The following is a 19,746-nucleotide window of genomic DNA, read 5'->3' as shown; positions in this document are numbered from 1 at the left end:
ACGACTCTCGAATATCAAGAAAAAATGGTATGAATACAAGTTTTTTTATCATTATACGCTTCCCATTAAAAAAACTACCATTACTATCTGCCTTTAAATCAATAAGACTTAACTATATTTGGAAACTCTAAGAAAAACCGCTCAGATAATGATAGATGAAGCAACTTTAAGAGAAATAGTGCTTTCGTTTCCTGATGCAGTGGAGCAGCCGCATTTTGAAAAGACATCGTTCAGGGCAAAGAAAAAAATCTTTGCAACTTATTCAAAGCATGAGCACAGGGCCTGCCTGAAACTTTCAGTATCAGACCAGTCTTTGTTCTGTGCATTTAATAAAGCTATTATTTACCCTTTACCAAACAAATGGGGGCAACAAGGCTGGACATTGTTTGAATTAACCAAACTTGAAAAAGAAATGATAGAAGCAGCTTTAGAAACTGCTTTTAAAGAAGTAACCAAGAAAAAATAGCTATTTTGCTACATATATGAGAATCATAGATTATCCAACCATTATAAAGAAAGCCTGGGCTAATTTTGATAATTCTAAAACTATCAGCCACGTTGAAGACATCAGTGCTAAAGTTTCGACCAATCATGTTTTCAGGGTAAAGTTTGATAACGACGATATGATTATCGCCAAGTTGTCTTACTTTGGCACTTATGAGCATTTTAAGGAAGACCACCAGATTATTCATGCGCTATCAAATAATCTGCTTTATCCATTCGAAAATGTTCTGGCTAAATCTTTGGTAAAAGACAATGTGGTTTACACCTATCGATTTCAGCAAGATGCTATTGATGCCTGGGTTGTGTTTTATAACCCCATCAGAAACCTGCACCGTTTGCCTCGCCGTTTGGATGAAGGACATATCAAAAAACTAGGTTCAGAAATAGCCAAGTTTCATAAGGCTTGCGCCAGAGTAAGCACGGTTCTGCCAAAGGCATCAAAAACTTTACGCTCGGACATTCAGGATTTACTGGCAATTCTGGATACAGAAGTCGGGCAATTTGAATACCGCATGCACGTTGACCAGCTAAAAGAACAATGTGAGATTTTTCTGGAAAACCGCCAAAAACTGGTAGCCAAAACAGTAGAAACCATGCCAGTATTTATGGATTGGAACATTGGCAATTTTTCGGTAACCAAAAAACTGGAACTCTATTCTCGCTGGGACTACGACTGGTTTAGAATAAGCTATCGGGTAATGGATTTTTATTTCTTTAGCCGTGTGGTTTCTGATGTGGGCGACAGAACTGTGTTCAGCTACAACATTGGCCCACTGATGGAAGACCGCTTTATTTTGTTCTTGCAAGAATACCACAAGGTATATCCTTTAACCGAAAACGAAGTACTTTTCATGAAAGAGGCGTATCGGTTTTTCTTGCTCAATTATGTAATAAAATATGGCAGATACTTTTTTCATCGAACATACGCCACCAAATTACAAAGAGAAGCCTACGAAACACATTTTCCGTCGATTGATGAGAAATTCGATGCCGGAAAAATTCTAAAGGCACTAAATATATAGTCAATTTCAACCAAACCACCTATTTACGATTCATGGAGATTCACGACTTCAAATCAGTTATTGATAATTACAAAGTAATATTTTTTGATGCTTATGGTGTATTAAAAAATTACAACGGTTTAATACCGGGCATTGAAAACACTTTCAGCTATTTAAAAGAAACCAATAAGGAGTTTTATATTCTTACTAATGACGCCTCTCGAAAACCACAGCAATTAGCCGATTCTTATCATTCCTTAGGCATTACTGATGTTGTTCCTGCTAATATCATTTCGTCGGGCATGCTGGCAATGGATAATCTCCGTCAGAAAGTAAAAAGTGGTAAAGTGGTTTTTCTGGGCACTGTTGATTCGGCTTATTATATCGAAACCGTTGGTTTAGAGGCTGTTCCTATCAGCGACCTTGACCTTAGCGATTTAACCGATATTCAGGCATTGGCATTTCTGGACGATGAGGGTTTTGACTGGAAGACTGATTTGAACAAAACCATAAATCTGCTACGCCGCAAAAATATTCCGGTGATTGTGGCTAATACTGATGCTACCTACCCTGTTTCAAAAAAAGAAATAGCCATTGCTATGGGTGGCCTCTCAGAAATGATTGAATCAATTGTAGGTAAACGCTTTATTGGTTTCGGCAAGCCCGATTCTCAGATGTTTATCTTTGCCTATGAACACATAAAAAGCCAGAATATTGAGAAAAAAGATATTTTAATGGTTGGCGATACGCTGCATACCGATATACTAGGCGGCAATAAATTTGGGCTCGACACAGTTTTGGTGCTCAGTGGCAACACACAAGCCGAAGACGCCGAAGTAAAGATTCAGAGCACAGGTATAATACCTACTTATATATGCGAGTCGGCAGTAGTAGAGTAGTAATTAAACAACAAGATTGAATGAAGCACATTTTAAATAAAGTACGATTTTTAGCTTTTGTATGTCTGAGTTTTCAGGGACTTGCTCAGAAAATTGTGGTAAAGAATATGAAACCCGAAGAACTGAAAAAGTTTAATACAGCAGGCACAGTGGTTTTGAAGAGTGTACAATTTAATGATAAGAACGGACTAAATTATGTGATAGGCACGCTCGAAGAAAATGCTAAAGATGATTACAGTGCAAGAATACTCATTGTTGAGCATTTTAAAGATGTGCCAGGCAAAGAGCCAAAGCTTTTGAGGCTGATTAATGACTTTGAGAAAGATTGTCCGGTTGATAACATGTTAGATTTAGTTGCAGACTCATTTTTAATAGATGATTTAGACAAGAACGGTTATGCCGAAATTATCTTTCTATATAAAACAGGTTGCAAAGGAGACGTGAGCCCCTCGGGCTTAAAACTAATAGTTTTAGAAAACGGTAACAAGGCAGCTATCAGAGGAAAAACAATAATAAAACAGTTTAACACGCCAAGAGAAAAAGTGGCTGATACGGCTTTTATGAAATTACCAAAAGTGATACAAGACAAAGCCAATGCGCTTTGGAGTAAATTTGAATATGAATACTAACATGGAAAAAGCAACAATAAGCTGGCAGGATTTTGAGAAAGTAGAACTAAGAGCCGGAACCATTATACAAGTAGGCGATTTCCCGAAGGCACGTAAGCCTGCCTACAAATTATTGATTGACTTAGGCCCTGATATAGGCATTAAACGCTCGTCGGCGCAGATAACCACATTTTATAATAAAGAAGACCTACTGGGTAAACAAGTGCTCTGCGTAACAAATTTCCCTCCCCGACAAATAGCCGATTTCATGTCGGAAGTACTCACCACAGGTTTTATTCTTGAAGATGGAGCTGTGGTGTTGGCCGAATCGGAAAGAAAAGTGCCTAATGGTAGCCGCCTGGCATAAGTTTTGCAAATTAATCTTGGAAAACTCGTTCCGATTAATTACATTTGTATATAAATCACTCATACAGCGATGAAAAAAGCATTATTCCGTTTATTCAATGTTATGATGGCAGTAGTTGTACTGCTTAGTAGCACGGGTTTTGGCTTTGTTGAACACTCGTGTATTGTAAAAGGGAAATCTATTTCATTGCACAAAAAAGGTGATTTATGTTGTACTGCAAAAGAAACGAAGCATTTCCCGCTCAACAGCAAGCATGAAGTTTTAAAAAAATCAGCTTGTTGCAGTGAAGAAGACAAATACGAAAACGTTGAATACTCTTCTTCTGTCTCTCAACTTGTAGCCAAATTCACACAAAGTTCCGTAGACTGGCTTAAAGCTACTTTTAGCGAAATAGTAAAAACTATTATTGAAACTATTTTCGAAAGCCAAAGTTCTTCATTAGCCAATAGCACCGCTCCCCCACTGCATGACGGGCGAGAAATCATCACAGCCAAGCAATCATTGTTAATTTGATATTGTTAAATAATTAGGGTTCCGCAAATCTTATAGTTTGTGGCTTTTGCGTTTATGCTGCTTTCAAACGGCTAAATCCTTATTATTTAATTAAATATCTATGCAATTATTGATCAAAAATATGGTATGCAACCGCTGTGTGCGTGTTGTGCGAGAAGAGCTTGAGAAAATCGGACTGAATGTTTCGAAAGTAGAGTTAGGTATTGCTACTATTAACCTTACTGGCCAGAACATTCAGTACGACCTCATTCAGAACGCTTTAGAAAAAGAAGGCTTTGAGTTGATAGAAGACCACAAAGCATCAATTATAGAGCGTATCAAGCACTTAATTATCAACGAAATTCACCACAACAAAGGTGAAAAACCTGCCTCACAAAACTTCTCCGATTTTCTGGTAAAGAAAATAGGTTACGAGTACTCGTACCTAAGCAATCTGTTTTCGTCGGTTGAAAAAACAACCCTCGAGAAATACATTATTGCTCAGAAAATTGAACGCACCAAAGCCCTACTGCTAAACGGCGAAGCAAGCCTATCTGAAATTGCCTGGCAACTCGGCTACAGTAGCGTAGCTCACCTTTCTAATCAATTTAAGCAGGTTGAGGGCATTACGCCAAGCGATTTCAAACGGCAAAACCTCAACACTCGTATACCCATTGATTCAGTCAAAAATCATGTAAGTCTCATGTAAAATTCTGTAACGCTCGGGTGGAGCACCCCTCCTACCTTTGTATCGTTAAATAATAAAAAACAATGACACATACATACGAAGTTACAGGCATGACCTGCGAGGCATGCGAATATAAGATTCAACACGTGCTAGGTAATGTTGAAGGTGTAAAATCGGTTATCCCTAACAAAACCAACAATACAGCTACTATCGAAATGGACAAGCACATTGCTACGTCGAAATTTCAGGAAGCTCTAAAGCCGTATCCAAAATATACAATTACCGAAAAAGCTGTTACGCCTGTGCACACAGTGGCTTTTGAAGAAGAAGCACCCCGAAGCTGGTTTGCTACCTACAAGCCACTATTATTAATTTTTGCATTTATTACCGGCGTATCAATCTTAAGCGCCTTTCATGGTGGTATTTATGCAGCCGAGCATTTTAGCGGTATGCATTTCATGAACAATTTCATGGCAGGCTTCTTTCTGGTTTTCTCATTTTTTAAGTTCTTAAACCTAAAAGGCTTTGCCGAAAGCTATGCCATGTATGATTTACTGGCAATGAAAGTGCCGGCTTATGGTTATGTGTATCCATTTATTGAACTGGTACTTGGTATTGCATACCTAACAAATTTTGAGCCCGTTACAACCAACATAGCAACAATTGCTGTCATGGGCTTTAGTTCGCTTGGGGTAATACGTAGCGTGTTAGACAAGAAAAAAATCCGTTGCGCTTGTTTGGGTGCAGTGTTTAACTTGCCTATGAGCACAGTTACGATTATTGAAGATTTACTAATGGTAGGTATGGCTGTTGCCATGTTATTTATTCTGTAAACTGAGATTAAGAGAGCTAACATGAAAATGTTTATCCAAAATATAGTTTCAATGGTGCTTGTGCTGTCGGCAATCAATGCTGCGGCACAACACGAGCACCATCAGCCGGCTCAGGTACAAGCACCCAAAACAATAAAGCCTGTCGAGAAGAAAACTGAGGCGGCTAAAACTGCCGAAGGTAAAACGGTGGTTTATCATCTCTATGTAAACGACACGCTTGTAAACTATACCGGAAAAGCCAGAAAAGCCATTGCTATTAACGGTTCTATTCCTGCACCAGCTTTACATTTTACCGAGGGTGATACTGCCGAGATTCATGTACATAATCTAATGAAAATGGAAACTTCTATTCATTGGCATGGGCTAATTGTACCGAATCAATACGATGGCGTTCCGTATCTGACCACGGCACCTATTAAGGCAGGGCAAACACATATTTATAAGTTTCCGCTCGTGCAGAATGGCACATATTGGTATCATTCGCATACCGAGCTTCAGGAGCAATCGGGTATGTATGGCGCTTTGATAATTCATAAGCGCAATGAGCCAGCCATGAAAGAACATACAATTGTGCTAAGTGATTGGACTAACGAAAAGCCAGCCGAAGTTCATAGAAGACTACACAATGCCACCGATTGGTATGCTATAAAGAAGAAAAGTACGCAAGATTATGGTCAGGCAATAAAAGAGGGTTACTTAAAAACCAAATTCGTGAACGAATGGAAGCGAATGCTGGCCATGGATGTAAGCGATGTGTATTACGATAAACTTTTTATCAACGGACACGACAGCACAGCACAAACTGGCTTTAAGGCAGGCGAAAAAATAAAGCTCCGAATTATCAATGGTAGTGCTTCAACTTATTTTTGGTTGAATTTTGCTGGCGGAAAACTGGAAGTCGTAGCCAACGATGGTAAAGATGTTGAGCCGGTGCAAGTCGACCGCATGATAATAGCCGTTTCAGAAACTTATGATGTGATAGTACAGCTGCCGGAAAATAAAAGCTTTGAATTTCTGGCAACTGCCGAAGACCGTACAAAATCGGCCTCGCTTTGGTTAGGTGATGGAGTAAAAGTAAATGCCAAGCCACTACCACGATTGAAGTACTTTGAAGGTATGATGATGATGAACGGAATGATGAAAATGAATGGCGACATGGACGACATGGGCATGAACATGAGTAATCAGGTAATGGATATGAACATGGTGATGTACCCTGAAATAAGCGGCCAACCCGAGCATAAACATAAAAAAGAACCGGAGAAAGCACTCGAACACATTGTTACACTTAATTATGGTATGTTACGTGCAACAGAAAAAACAAATCTGCCCGATGCACCAACCAAGGTTTTGCATTTTGAGTTGACAGGCAACATGAATCGATATGTGTGGAGCATTAACAATAAAACGGTTTCGGAAACTGACAAGATTCTGATAAAAAAAGGCGAGAATGTAAAAATAGTAATGACCAACAATACTATGATGCGCCACCCGATGCACTTACACGGGCATTTTTTCAGGGTATTGAACGGACAAGGAGATTACGCACCGCTTAAAAATGTGCTCGATATTATGCCCATGGAAACCGATACGCTAGAGTTTGCAGCGACCGAAAGCGGAGACTGGTTTTTCCATTGCCATATACTTTACCACATGATGAGCGGTATGGGTCGCATTTTCAGCTATGAGAATGCAGCACCTAATGACGGAATACCTGCCAATGTTGTGCTTACTAATCCTGAAAAGGCTATCAGAAAAATTTATAAAGACGATAGAGCCTTGCATTTTATGGCTAATGTTGGCTTAGAAAGCAATGGCAGTGACGGTGAAGCTATGCTCAACAATACCCGCTATCGGCTACAAACCGAATGGAGGATAGGAACCAATAAAATGATGGGCTACGAGTCAGAAAGTCACTTTGGTCGATACATTGGTAAAATGCAATTTCTGATGCCATACGTTGGTTGGGATATGCGCTACCGAATGGTAAACGGCGAACCGGGCAAAGCAAACACTAAAGATAACCGACAAGTATTTTGCGCTGGTATAGAATACATGTTACCTCTCTTGATAAGAGCCGATGCTCGCATCGATTCTAAAGGCAAACTGAGGTTTCAGCTCATGCGTGAAGATGTAGCCATAACAAGTCGACTACGTCTGAATTTCATGGTGAACTCTGATAAAGAATACATGGCGGGCTTTAGGTATATCATTACAAAATATATGGCACTGTCAACACATTACGATAGCGATATGGGGTTTGGCGCAGGAATAGCACTCAATTATTAATTACAAAATTTAAAAAACAAACATTATGAAAACCATAAAAACATTCGCATTACTATTTATCATTTTCGGCGCATCAAATACGTTTGCACAAACTAAAACAGATGCCGAAGTAGTGAATCAAACAAACGAGGTTCTTGTAGCTTATTACAATATAAAAGATGCCTTAGTAGCAACAAATGGCAAGTTGGCGAGTACCAAAGCAGCGGACTTTCTAACAAAACTGAATGCGATTAATACCAATAAACTTACTGCCGCACAAAAAGAATTCTATAAACCCTTGAAAGATAAATTAGCTTTCGACGCTGAACATATCAACGAGACACAAGATGCCGAGCACCAAAGAGACCATTTCGGTAGTCTTTCGACAAATGTACTGCTGCTAGTAAAGGCTTTTAAAGGGAATCAGAGCGATGCCTATGTGCAGTATTGCCCAATGGTGAAGAAAAGCTGGCTGAGCAACGATAAGGCCATCAAAAACCCATATTATGGCGATAAAATGCTGACGTGCGGAAAAGTAACAGAAACTTTAGGGAAAAACAAATAAGAGCAGGCATGAATCATTTAAAATACATATTTAGTTTTATACTGGTGGTTTCTTCATTATCTGGCTTTGCCCAAAACGTAACGGGTATTGTATTAGATAATTCGAACGGAAAAGATGAGGCACTTATAGGTGCTACTGTGCATTGGCTGGGTACGAAAGTAGCCACACAGACTGATATTGAAGGAAAGTTTTCGATACCCCGCACAAAATCCAATCAATTAATTATCAGCTTTGTAGGGTTTAAGTCTGATACTTTGGCGATAACAAACGAAACAGAACTAAAGGTTTACCTTAAATCAGAAAACCAGTTGCAGGAAATAGTTGTGAAAAGTGGCTCAACGGCCATCGACAGATTATCGCCACACCAGACAGAAATCATTACAGCTAAGGCACTGGCAAAAGCAGCTTGTTGTAATTTGTCAGAAAGTTTTGAAACCAATGCTTCGGTATCTGTTAGTTATTCTGATGCTGTAACGGGTGCCAAACAAATTCAGTTGTTAGGTTTGGCAGGCACTTATGTACAAATGAACGTTGAAAATGTACCTTCATTAAGAGGATTAGCCACCACTTTCGGGTTGAATTATGTGCCGGGCACATGGGTGCAATCAATTGATGTAGGTAAAGGTGCTGGCTCTGTGATAAATGGTTATGAATCAATGACCGGACAAATAAATGTAGAACTACAAAAGCCTGATATATCAGAAAGGGTATATCTGAACACCTATGTAAACAGTTTAGGCCGTGGAGAAGTAAACCTGAATCTGGCTAAAATATTATCACGTAAAAATGGTAAACCACGCTGGTCGGTAGGTTTTCTTACGCATGGTTCTACTATGCAAAGTGAGATTGATAAAAACAACGATAATTTCTACGACCTGCCTAAATACACACAGGCTAACTTTATCAATCGTTGGAAATATGAGTCTGATAAAATGATGGCACAATTTGGGGTTAAGTATTTGTACGATACCCGTCTGGGTGGGCAAATTACCAAAAATCCTTTGGCACTCGATAACATCATTTATCGTTTTACTAATACCACCAATAGAGTTGAGTTTTTCTCTAAAACTGCTAAATTGTTCCCAACAAAACCATACAGAGGGCTTGGCTTGATTGTGAATGGGATAATCCATGATTCAAAATCACAATTTGGATTCCGCCCTTATAATGGTCGTGAAAATACACTTTACGGGAATCTGATTTATCAGGATATTATCGGTAATACCAACCATACCTATAAAACAGGGGCTAGTTTCTTGTATGACGATTTCAACGAAAGATTCGCTGATACATTAATGACCCGAACCGAGATAGTGCCAGGTGCTTTTTTTGAATACACTTATAAATATTTAGACAAGATTACGGCTGTAGCCGGAGCAAGAACCGACTTCCATAACCTTTATGGCACTATATTTACACCACGCGTCCACGTATTGTATAATATCAATAACGATAACGCACTACGTGTGTCGGCCGGAAAAGGTTTCAGAACAGCAAACCCATTTGCCGAGTATTTCGGGAATCTGGTAAGTTCAAGAACAGTAAGATTTCTGGACAGAATCAAACCCGAAATTGCCTGGAATTTTGGTATTAGTTATACAAAACATTTTGGAAAGTCAAACCTGATTGTAGATTTATACCATACCAATTTTGTAAATCAGCTTATAGCCGATACCGAGCACCCGCAGTTTTTGTATTTCTATAATTCGGGCAACAAAGGTAACCATGCCAATTCGGCGCAAATTGAGTTGAACCTTGTTCCTATCAATCGTCTTGAATTTAAAGTGGCTTACCGTTACACCGATGTTTGGCAAACCTTGGGCAAGCCTTATAATCAAGCAATTACCCTTAAAAAGATGTTTATACCTCGAGACCGTGTTCTGTTTAATGTAGGCTATGCCTTACCTTATGACAAATGGAAGTTTGATTTTACCTTACAATACAACGGTACTCGTCGTATTCCGAATCTATCACCTAACTACCAGCACACAAGCTACGAAAGTATGCCTATTAGCTATGCTCCGGCCTTCGTGAATATCAATGCGCAGGTGTCTCGTTCGTTCCGTCGTTGGGATTTATACATAGGTGGCGAAAACCTTAATAATTTCACACAAAAAGACCCGATTGTAACACCAGAAACACCTTTTGGGTCAAGATTTGATGGCGGTAGCGCCTGGGGGCCGGTAGTTGGCCGCATTATTTATTTCGGTACAAGATATAAATTAGGCGGTATAATTTAAAGCAAGATCGATACCATACCCGATGGTTTAGCGTTACAAAAATAAAAACGCAACATTTGAATTATGAAGATTTACCTGATAATTTGTCATTTCTTATTTCTATCAGTTGTTTCATGCAAAGACAAACAACAAGTTCAATCCGAAAACATTGATTTTCCGGCGGCTTATGTCGTAAACGGCGGAAGCAATACGATTTCTGTCATTGACCTAAACGAAAAAAAAGTAAAGAAAATGATACAACTCACCGATTTGGGGCGTTTCCCTCATCACATTGAGTTGTCGCCTGATGGTAAAAAATTATCTGTGGCCTTGCCTGAATTCGATTTTACACAAAACCATGATTTACTACACCAGGCAACCGATAAAAAAGGCGGTATTGTAGTACTTGATGCTCAGAATGGTAAACAATTGTATAAAGTGGCGCTCAATTGGGTTAATTTCAATGCAGCGTTTTCGCCAGATAACAAAGAACTCTGGTCAGCATCTACCAGCCACTCGGGCGAAATGTTTGTGTTTGATGCCGAAACAGGTGCACAAAAAGAGGTGATTTTCTTAGGTGCCGACCCCACAGAAGTAGTTTTCTCTCAGAACGGGAATTATGCTTTTGTGGCACTCAACGAAAGTAGCTTTATTCTGGCCGTAAACACCAAATTGAAAAAAGCAGAGAAATTTATCAAAGTTGACCCCTTCCCTACAAATGTATGGGCAGTGAGTGACGGTAAAATTTACGTAGAAAATAAAAATCTGAAGACAGTAAACATTGTTGACCCCGAAACGCTGAACGTAGACGAGTTACTTGATTTAGATTTTAAACCCGGCCAGATTGCCTACAATAAAACGCTGAACGAGTTGTGGATATGCCAGGCCGGAGAAAATAAAGTGGCTTATTTTGAGCGCAAAGCAAATAAATGGGTATTGAAAGCAAGCATTGAAACAGGCAACGATGCCCATGCCATTAAGTTTTCGAAAGATGAAAAAACGGCTTATGTGGCCAATCAGATGGGGCATACGGTATCAGTCATAAATACGGCATCGCACCAAAAAACTATGGATATACCTGTGGGCCTTAACCCAAATGGAATTGTTTTAAAAGAATAATAGTTTTATATAACCAAACAATACACAAAATGAAAAATCTCTTATTTATCCTGTTTTTCGCCATTGTTTTCAACGGTTTTGCAACAGAAGACCCTCCTACGGCAGAAGTAAAAATTAAAACTTCGGCGGTTTGTGGCATGTGCAAAAAACGTATCGAACGTGACTTAGGCGTAAGCAAAGGCATTGTAGGCTCAACTCTTAACCTCGACGACAAGGTGGTAACGGTTAAGTATAACCCTAAGAAAACGAGCCCTGAAAAAATCAAAAAAGCTATTTCGAAAATCGGCTACGATGCCGATGAAGTAGTAGCCGACCAAAAATCGCACGATGCATTGCCAGACTGCTGTCAAAAAACAGCCGCTCCACATAAGGACTGATTTTAAGTCGTCTTGAACTTTGATTTACCTGATTTTTATGATTACGTTGATTTAATACAACGAATGATTTAATCATCCTAAAGTGATAAAATGAATCAGGTAAATCAATTCAATCAGTTAAATCACAGTTCAAGACAACAAAAAAGGAGGTGCTTTCGCATCTCCTTTTTTGTTTTTGATAAGCTATATAGAATTAAGCATTCTCTTGCAATACTTTTTCTACTAATTCGGCAGCTTCTTTCAACAAGATAGCTGAGAATACTTTCAAGCCTGAATCGTTGATGATTTTCGCACCTTCGGCAGCGTTTGTTCCTTGTAAACGAACAATGATAGGCACAGGAATTTCGCCGATAGCTTTATAAGCCTCAACAACACCTGTTGCTACACGGTCGCAACGTACAATACCACCAAAGATATTAATCAAGATAGCTTTCACGTTCGGGTCTTTCAAGATAATTCTGAAACCAGCCTCTACCGTTTTAGCATTTGCTCCACCACCTACGTCAAGGAAGTTAGCAGGCTCACCACCTGACAACTTGATGATGTCCATAGTAGCCATAGCCAAACCAGCACCATTTACCATACAACCAACGTTACCGTCAAGTTTTACATAGTTAAGGTCGCTTTCTGATGCTTCAACTTCTAATGGATCTTCTTCTAATTTATCACGCATTGGCGACAAATCAGGGTGGCGATACAATGCGTTGTCATCAAGGTTTACTTTTGCATCAACAGCAAGAATCTTGTTATCTGATGTTTTTAAAACCGGGTTGATTTCAAACATTGATGAATCAGACTCAACATAGGCTTTGTATAGAGAGCCTACAAACTTCACCATTTCTTTGTTGGCTTCGCCTGTTAAACCTAATTTATCAGCAATTTTGCGTGCTTGAAACGCCTGTAAACCAACACGTGGGTCGATCCACTCTTTGATGATTTTTTCCGGGCTATGCTCAGCTACTTCTTCAATGTCCATACCACCTTCTGTAGAGGCCATAATTACATTGCAAGCTTTTGCACGGTCAAGCAAAATACCCATATAATATTCTTTAGGCTCGCTGTCACCAGGGTAGTAAGCATCTTCTGCAACAAGAACCTTGTTAACAGTTTTGCCCTCTGCGCCTGTTTGAAGCGTTACCAATACATTTCCTAAAAGGTTAGTAGAAATACGCTCTACATCTTCAGCAGACTTAGCTAATTGTACACCACGTTGTTCGGTACCGACAATTTTACCTTTTCCACGTCCACCTGCATGTATTTGTGATTTAACTACAGCAAATTTAGAATTGGTCATTTCTGCAATTTGCTTGTAAGCAGCCACTGCCTGCTCCGGAGTTTCGGCAACTATCCCACGTTGGATTCGTACACCATAACGGCTTAGTATTTCTTTACCTTGATACTCGTGAACGTTCATGTAAAGTAGATTTTAGAGGTTATAAAATTTTCGCTAAATTAGTGAACAATTATTAATTATCAATCAAATATCATTTACTTTGCTAAATCATAAAATACGATTCTGAAAATTAATCGTCTAAAATTGCTTTTCACAAGACAAACAAAGAAGATTTGGTAGAATCGCTCCACAAAAAATAATATGCTACAAGCAAAGAACATAAAAAAAAGCTACGGAAGTCTGCAAGTATTAAGAGGTATCGATCTCACGATTAATCAGGGTGAAATTGTTTCTATAGTTGGGGCATCGGGTGCGGGCAAAACCACGCTTTTGCATATTCTAGGCACACTTGATAAAGCCGATTCGGGAGAAGTGATGCTCGATGGTGTTAATTATAGTTCGCTGAAAGACAAAGAACTGGCTCGTTTCCGTAACGAAAAAATCAGTTTCATCTTTCAGTTTCATAACCTGATGCCCGAGTTTACGGCACTCGAAAACGTGTGTATTCCTGCCTGGATTCAACAGACCCGAAATAATACCAAGAGTAAGGAGGAAGTTGAAAAAAGAGCCACCGAATTACTGACTCTGCTAGGTTTAGGCGAGCGAGTGCAACATTTTCCCTCTGAATTATCGGGCGGTGAACAACAACGTGTAGCAGTGGCAAGAGCTTTAATAAACTCACCATCGGTGGTTTTTGCTGATGAGCCAAGCGGTAACCTAGACTCAAAAAATGCCGAAGAACTACACCATTTGTTTTTTGAATTACGGAAAAAATTCAACCAGTCGTTCGTAATTATTACACATAACGAGCACCTAGCCGATATGTCGGACAGAAAACTGGTAATGCAAGACGGACAGATTTTGTAACGAATTAAAACAACTGATTCGTTCGGTCGTTATTTTATTTTCTCCTGCTCTTATGAAAAAACTCATTTTAATAGCGTTTCTATTGCCAGTACATTGGCTGGCGGCCCAAACAAAACAATTAAGGTTTGAGGATACTACCTACGACCCCAACATCAGGTCGGTACAGCTTTATCCATTAGTAGGCAATGCCGACGACCCTGCTAAGAGTCTGAATCCGCCCGTTGTACAACTAAATGATAATAATAGTTTATGGTTAGAGTTCGACGACCTGAACCCTACTTATCAGCAATACCATGTAAAAATATTGCACTGCGGCATGGACTGGAAGCAATCGGTGCTATCAGAAATTGAATATATGCCTGAGTATAACGATTTGATTATAAACGATTATCAGGTTTCTCAAAACACCAAAGTACCGTTTTATCATTACAAAATAGAACTACCAAAAGTATTGCTTTCGGGTAATTATCTGGTAGTAGTGTGGAAAGACCGTCGCCGAGACGATTATATGCTTTCTCGTCGGTTTATGGTCTACGAAAACGGCGTTAGTTCAATGGCAACGGTTCGCCAGGCGCAGAATCCGGCAAAATATAAAACCCATCAGCAAGTAGATTTGCAGGTTAATTATGGTGCTTACAGCGTGCTGTCGCCTCGTGATGAGTTTAAAATCATTATCCGCCAGAATTACCGTTGGGATAAAATAGTAAAGAATCTGAAACCTTTCAGCGTCAATAATTCTACCAATCAATTGGATTTTCGCTTTTTTGATGATGAAAATACTTTTCCGGGCACTAACGAATTCCGCTTCTTTGATTCAAGGAGTACTTATACCCGAGGGTTGTTTATTGATAAAATACAACGTGGCAAAGAAGACGATATGTGGGTTACGATGCAGCGAGACCGGGCCAAAAGTGTTTATATAGAATCGAATGACTTTGATGGCATGTATGTAATCGATAACCGTGATGGCACCAGAGCAGTAACCGAAGCCGATTACATTTTTATGACTTTTGCCTTAAAAACAGATGAATTAACACCCAATGAAAAGGTATATGTAAACGGCAGTTTCAACGATTGGCGACTGGATAAAAACAATGAAATGAAGTACGACACCGATTTTGGGGGTTACACGGCCACAATACAGCTCAAACAAGGGGTTTATAATTATGATTTTGTAGTGGTAAAAGACGGCAAACCAGATGAAGCATTTTATGAAGGGAATTTCGCCGAGACCGAAAACACTTACGAGATTTTTATTTATCACAAACCCGTAACAGCCCGTTCTGAAAAATTGGTTAGTTATAAAATAGTTGATTTTAATAAGAGGCGATAATTGTCTTGAACTGTGATTTACCTGATTTTGGTGATTGTTATGAAAAAAACTCTAATGATTTTATTCTTTTCTGATTGTAATTCTTTTTCAAAATCACATATCAATATTTAAAATCAGGTAAATCAATTCAATCAGGTAAATCACAGTTCAAGACAAAATCGCTCAATCACTAAATAGTTTATTCATGAAAACCGCCCTCATAGTAGGTGCAACCGGGTTAATCGGTGGGCATCTTACCCGTAAAATTGTCAGCGACCCTTCTTATTCGGCTGTCAAGGTTCTGGTTCGGAAGCCCCTGGATTTTCAGCACCCAAAATTAGAGCAGATTGTGGTTGATTTTGATAAACTGGACGCATCGCTTATAAAGGCAGATGATGTATTTTGCTGTTTGGGTACTACTATGAAGCAAGCGGGCTCTAAAGAAGCATTTTATAAAGTTGATTTTACGTATCCGTTTGAAGTCGCAAAAGCAGCCTTGAAAAATGGTGCTACGCAATTTTTGATTGTAACAGCTATGGGCGCCGACGCAAAATCAATGTTTTATTATAACAGGGTAAAAGGCGAAATAGAAAAAGCCTTAGCCGAATTGTATTATCCTAATCTCCTTATTTTCCATCCCTCTCTCCTACTTGGTGAGCGCAAAGAATCTCGTGCAGGCGAAGGATTTGCGGCTTTGGTTATGCGCGCGCTTGATTTTCTTACTCCGCTTAAATATAAGGCTATTAAAGGTGAAACCGTAGCCAATGCCATGCTCGCCTATGCAAAAAAAGGCATTAAAGGCACACAAATTATTGAATCAGGCACTATGCAATCCTTTGCCTCTTAATCCATCTGTTTAATACAATCTAAAATCTTATCGAAAAAAAATGTAAGATTTATTTGCTTTGAATAAAATTATTTAGATATTTAGACATATTTCTAAATACAGAATTTTTCGTTCAATTTAAACTCTTACAAAAATGGCAGAAATAACTACAAACGCCCGTGTAGCACGGGTTGACATGACTCCTATGGTCGACCTAGGCTTTTTATTAATTACTTTCTTCATGTTTACTACCACGCTTTCGACCCCAAACATGATGAAGTTGAATATGCCAGAGAAAGAAGTAGAAGATTCTCCTCCACCTATTAGCGAGACAAATACACTGAGCCTGATTCTTGGAAAAGATAACAGGGTTTTCTGGCATCAGAAAAACTTCAATGAATTAGATACCGATTTACTTCAAGAAGTAAATTATGGTATAGCGCTGCGCAAATTGATTTTAGAAAAAAGAAAAGAAGCCAAGAATCCAGATTTCTACACAGTAATAATACGAGCCACCGACGATGCCAACTACAAAAATGCCGTTGATGCCCTCGACGAAATGGCTATCACCAAACAAGATAGATATGTATTAGCTGACATTACCCCAAAAGAAAAACAGGTATATGAAGCTAAAATGAAACCTTAAATTATGTATTGCTGACTAAAAAATTTAATCCACACAACTCCACAGAAAATTGCTTATATTAGTGGCTTTACTAAGCCTCTATGATAAAAAAACTACTTTTCATTGCTTTACTAAATATCATTATCTGTCCGTTTGCGGGCTTTGCACAGGTTTTAAAAGAAGACCAGAAACTGAAAGCCAAACTCGAAGAGCTTATTAAAGATTTTAAGGGCGATGTGGGCATTTATGTGCGTAATATTAAAACTAATAAAGTTGTGGCTATCAATGCCGATACTATTTTCCCAACGGCCAGCATGATAAAAATCCCAATCATGATTGGCACGTTCGATAAGATAAAACAAGGCAGGCTTAAATACGAACAGGAATTGATCTACAGAGACTCACTGAAATACGATGATGGCATTGTAGGCTCACTTAAAGACAGCGCCAAGATTACACTAAGCAAAGTAGTAATGCTAATGTGTACCGTAAGCGATAATACAGGCAGCTTATGGCTACAAGCATTATCAGGCGGTGGTAAGAGAATCAATGCTATTCTTGACTCTCTGGGCTTTCAGGTAACAAGGGTTAACTCAAGAACACCGGGCAGAGAAGCTAACAGAACCCAATACGGTTGGGGACAAACATCGCCACGAGAAATGGCAAATTTGTTGACTATGATACGTGAAGGTAAAATCATTTCCCCTGCTTATTCCGATAGAATGTACCGAAATCTCGGCCGCCAGTTCTGGGATGAAGAAGGCCTATCTCAAATACCCGAAAATATTAAGGTAGCTACTAAAAACGGAGCGGTGAATCGCTCACGTTCCGAAACAGTTTTAGTTCATGCGCCAAGTGGTGAGTATGTGTATAGCGTAATCACCAAAAACCAAAAAGATGAATCGTGGGACCGAAACAATGAGGGTTACGAATTGTTACGTAAAGTAAGTGCCTTACTTTGGCATTATTTTGAACCAAAATCGAAGTGGAAACCAGTAGAAGGATACGAAAAACTATAATATTATGTGGGTAGAAGCCTATCAGAAAGACGAACAATTAATAAACGATATAAAAACCTCCATCTTTCAAACCGAAGGATTCAGGGTTTGGTGGTTAGGGCAAAGCGGATTCCTGATTCAGTATCTGGGTAAGCACTTGCTTTTTGACCCTTATTTGTCTGATTCTCTTACAAAAAAATATTCCAGCACAGACAAACCACACACACGCATAAGCGAGCTGGTTGTTAACCCTGCATTGTTGGATATGATAGATGTGGTAACATCGTCGCATAATCATACCGACCACCTTGATGCTGAAACTTTATTGCCAATTTTTGAGAAAAATCCGACTATCACAATGGTAATACCGGAAGCAAATCGGGCTTTTGTAGTAGAGCGTTTAAAATGTGCGCTTGACTTTCCGGTTGGCTTGAATGATAATGAAAGTATTGAAATTCATCCATTCAAAATTTACGGCGTTCCGGCGGCGCACAATGTCATAGAAAGAGACGAAGTAGGACAATTGAAATACATGGGCTTTATAGCTGAATTTGGGCCTTATAAGGTCTATCATTCGGGTGATACGCTTTGGTACGATGGTATGGTTGAAATTCTAAAACCTTTCAAGGTCGATATAGCCTTTCTGCCGATTAATGGCAATAAACCCGAAAGAAAAGTTGCCGGAAACCTAAGTTTTGAAGAAGCCGCAAGAATAGGTAAAGAAATAGAAGCCAAATTGGTTATACCGCATCACTATCATTTATTTGAATTTAATACCGAAGACCCCGAAAACTTTGTAAACAAAGCCCATGAATACGGTACGCCTTATAAGGTTTTGAGGTTGGGAGAGAAAATTGAGGTTATTTAGCGGCTGCCGTAGCAGTGATTATTAAATTAACTTCAATTCTCGTCATTATTAAAAACTATCACTTCTACTGCATAAACAGGAAATCACTAACACACTAAATATTTGTTCATTATGAAAAAAAACGTTTTTGTTTTTGCCTTAGGTACCATCATTTTCTCTTGTAGCAAACCATCGTCTCAGTCAGAAACGAGTACGCCTGATAGTATCACCAGCGTTGCCGTTGCTGAAGTACCATCAAGCGGCCTTGGCAATAGTGTATGGGTAAATGCACGCTATCTGGAAACGCTGGAGAAAACAAAATCGCCACTTAAAGCCAAAATCTATGCCGATACCGTGATGGTTTCGTTCAATGCTGCTGCTGACACGGCCAATATGGTTTGGAATTTCCATGAAGGCTCGGCTTTCAAAGTAAAAAATGGCGATAAGCTTGAATTATTTAACACTTACGAAGTAAAACCAACACCAGAATATGTAGGAAGCCAAGATGGTTCTACTCTAAAATTAGGTACAACTACTTTCAAAAAAGTAGATGCTATTGAATTTGTAGAGAATAAACTTTGGGTCGGTAAATATACTTCTAAAGGGAAAACCATTGAAGTTGGGCCTAATAATCAATTAAGTGGTGTAGATGATTTTGACACCTACCAGGTATGGGTTGATTATGTTACTACCGAAACCAACATTGATTTAATAAATTTTGGTAAAAAAGTTAGCGACCAAACTAAAACCTATGGTTATAAATTTGAAGGAAACGATATTGTATTTTATGATTTTATCTGGCAAGAAGATGGCGTAATGGGCAAAGCAGGCAAAGAACTTTTCAGATGGACGAGATTGTAAATGAAACCCTATCAAGGGTAGCAAAAAAGTCCCTTTCCCCACTGTTGGGGAAAGGGATTAGGGATAGGGGTAAAACT

General features: G+C 39.1%; 21 protein-coding genes. 20 read left to right on the top strand and 1 reads right to left on the bottom strand.

The window, feature by feature from the left end:
- Positions 1-148: 148 nt before the first annotated feature.
- From WAE64_RS09730 to WAE64_RS09670, 13 genes are all read left to right on the top strand, one after another.
- A complete protein-coding gene (locus WAE64_RS09730) occupies positions 149-466 on the top strand; it encodes an MmcQ/YjbR family DNA-binding protein (protein ID WP_340236170.1) in 318 nt (105 codons plus the stop codon).
- Positions 467-482: 16 nt separating this feature from the next.
- Positions 483-1,526: a hypothetical protein gene (locus tag WAE64_RS09725; protein WP_340236169.1), complete on the top strand. Its 1,044-nt coding sequence runs from the start codon at positions 483-485 to the stop codon at positions 1,524-1,526.
- A gap of 32 nt (positions 1,527-1,558) precedes the next feature.
- Complete coding sequence (locus WAE64_RS09720; RefSeq protein ID WP_340236168.1) at positions 1,559-2,404, top strand: HAD-IIA family hydrolase; 846 nt, start codon at positions 1,559-1,561, stop codon at positions 2,402-2,404.
- Positions 2,405-2,424: 20 nt separating this feature from the next.
- Positions 2,425-3,033, top strand: a complete 609-nt coding sequence (locus tag WAE64_RS09715) for a M949_RS01915 family surface polysaccharide biosynthesis protein (protein ID WP_340236167.1) — start codon at positions 2,425-2,427, stop codon at positions 3,031-3,033.
- 1 nt (position 3,034) lies between these two features.
- On the top strand, positions 3,035-3,379 hold the full coding sequence (locus tag WAE64_RS09710) for a tRNA-binding protein (protein ID WP_340236166.1): 345 nt from the start codon (positions 3,035-3,037) through the stop codon (positions 3,377-3,379).
- Between the two features lie 69 nt (positions 3,380-3,448).
- The gene (locus WAE64_RS09705) at positions 3,449-3,892 is read left to right on the top strand and encodes an HYC_CC_PP family protein (RefSeq protein WP_340236165.1); all 444 of its coding nucleotides are present in this window, start codon (positions 3,449-3,451) and stop codon (positions 3,890-3,892) included.
- Positions 3,893-3,992: 100 nt separating this feature from the next.
- On the top strand, positions 3,993-4,580 hold the full coding sequence (locus tag WAE64_RS09700; protein ID WP_340236164.1) for an AraC family transcriptional regulator: 588 nt from the start codon (positions 3,993-3,995) through the stop codon (positions 4,578-4,580).
- 62 nt (positions 4,581-4,642) lie between these two features.
- The gene (locus tag WAE64_RS09695) at positions 4,643-5,392 is read left to right on the top strand and encodes a heavy-metal-associated domain-containing protein (protein WP_340236163.1); all 750 of its coding nucleotides are present in this window, start codon (positions 4,643-4,645) and stop codon (positions 5,390-5,392) included.
- 27 nt (positions 5,393-5,419) lie between these two features.
- The gene (locus tag WAE64_RS09690) at positions 5,420-7,681 is read left to right on the top strand and encodes a multicopper oxidase domain-containing protein (protein ID WP_340236162.1); all 2,262 of its coding nucleotides are present in this window, start codon (positions 5,420-5,422) and stop codon (positions 7,679-7,681) included.
- A gap of 25 nt (positions 7,682-7,706) precedes the next feature.
- The gene (locus WAE64_RS09685) at positions 7,707-8,225 is read left to right on the top strand and encodes a DUF3347 domain-containing protein (protein WP_340236161.1); all 519 of its coding nucleotides are present in this window, start codon (positions 7,707-7,709) and stop codon (positions 8,223-8,225) included.
- A gap of 8 nt (positions 8,226-8,233) precedes the next feature.
- On the top strand, positions 8,234-10,465 hold the full coding sequence (locus WAE64_RS09680) for a TonB-dependent receptor (protein ID WP_340236160.1): 2,232 nt from the start codon (positions 8,234-8,236) through the stop codon (positions 10,463-10,465).
- A 63-nt stretch (positions 10,466-10,528) separates the two neighbouring features.
- Complete coding sequence (locus tag WAE64_RS09675) at positions 10,529-11,563, top strand: YncE family protein (RefSeq protein ID WP_340236159.1); 1,035 nt, start codon at positions 10,529-10,531, stop codon at positions 11,561-11,563.
- A gap of 29 nt (positions 11,564-11,592) precedes the next feature.
- Positions 11,593-11,940 (top strand): heavy-metal-associated domain-containing protein, encoded by a 348-nt coding sequence (locus WAE64_RS09670; RefSeq protein WP_340236158.1) that lies wholly within the window; start codon positions 11,593-11,595, stop codon positions 11,938-11,940.
- A 193-nt stretch (positions 11,941-12,133) separates the two neighbouring features.
- On the opposite strand, the gene sucC is transcribed toward WAE64_RS09670, so the two are convergent.
- Entirely contained in the window at positions 12,134-13,354 is a 1,221-nt protein-coding gene (sucC, locus tag WAE64_RS09665; protein ID WP_340236157.1) for an ADP-forming succinate--CoA ligase subunit beta, read from the bottom strand.
- 180 nt (positions 13,355-13,534) lie between these two features.
- Here sucC and WAE64_RS09660 point away from each other — a divergent pair, with 180 nt between their 5' ends.
- The 7 genes from WAE64_RS09660 (at position 13,535) to WAE64_RS09630 (ending at position 19,669) form a co-directional block, all read left to right on the top strand.
- Positions 13,535-14,200, top strand: a complete 666-nt coding sequence (locus tag WAE64_RS09660; RefSeq protein ID WP_340236156.1) for an ABC transporter ATP-binding protein — start codon at positions 13,535-13,537, stop codon at positions 14,198-14,200.
- Positions 14,201-14,252: 52 nt separating this feature from the next.
- Entirely contained in the window at positions 14,253-15,533 is a 1,281-nt protein-coding gene (locus tag WAE64_RS09655) for a type IX secretion system plug protein (protein WP_340236155.1), read from the top strand.
- Between the two features lie 184 nt (positions 15,534-15,717).
- On the top strand, positions 15,718-16,359 hold the full coding sequence (locus tag WAE64_RS09650) for an oxidoreductase (protein WP_340236154.1): 642 nt from the start codon (positions 15,718-15,720) through the stop codon (positions 16,357-16,359).
- A 133-nt stretch (positions 16,360-16,492) separates the two neighbouring features.
- On the top strand, positions 16,493-16,984 hold the full coding sequence (locus WAE64_RS09645) for an ExbD/TolR family protein (RefSeq protein WP_340236153.1): 492 nt from the start codon (positions 16,493-16,495) through the stop codon (positions 16,982-16,984).
- A gap of 83 nt (positions 16,985-17,067) precedes the next feature.
- Positions 17,068-17,982 (top strand): serine hydrolase, encoded by a 915-nt coding sequence (locus WAE64_RS09640; protein WP_379977234.1) that lies wholly within the window; start codon positions 17,068-17,070, stop codon positions 17,980-17,982.
- 4 nt (positions 17,983-17,986) lie between these two features.
- On the top strand, positions 17,987-18,829 hold the full coding sequence (locus WAE64_RS09635; RefSeq protein ID WP_340236151.1) for an MBL fold metallo-hydrolase: 843 nt from the start codon (positions 17,987-17,989) through the stop codon (positions 18,827-18,829).
- 111 nt (positions 18,830-18,940) lie between these two features.
- Positions 18,941-19,669, top strand: coding sequence for a hypothetical protein (locus tag WAE64_RS09630; protein ID WP_340236150.1), 729 nt, complete (start codon positions 18,941-18,943; stop codon positions 19,667-19,669).
- The last annotated feature ends 77 nt before the right edge of the window (positions 19,670-19,746 follow it).

Origin of the sequence: Emticicia soli (assembly GCF_037860775.1) — a bacterium.
GTDB classification, from domain to species: Bacteria; Bacteroidota; Bacteroidia; order Cytophagales; family Spirosomataceae; genus Emticicia; species Emticicia soli.
The sequence above is the reverse complement of the archived record's forward strand: the minus strand, read 5'-3'. Positions and strand labels throughout refer to the sequence as shown.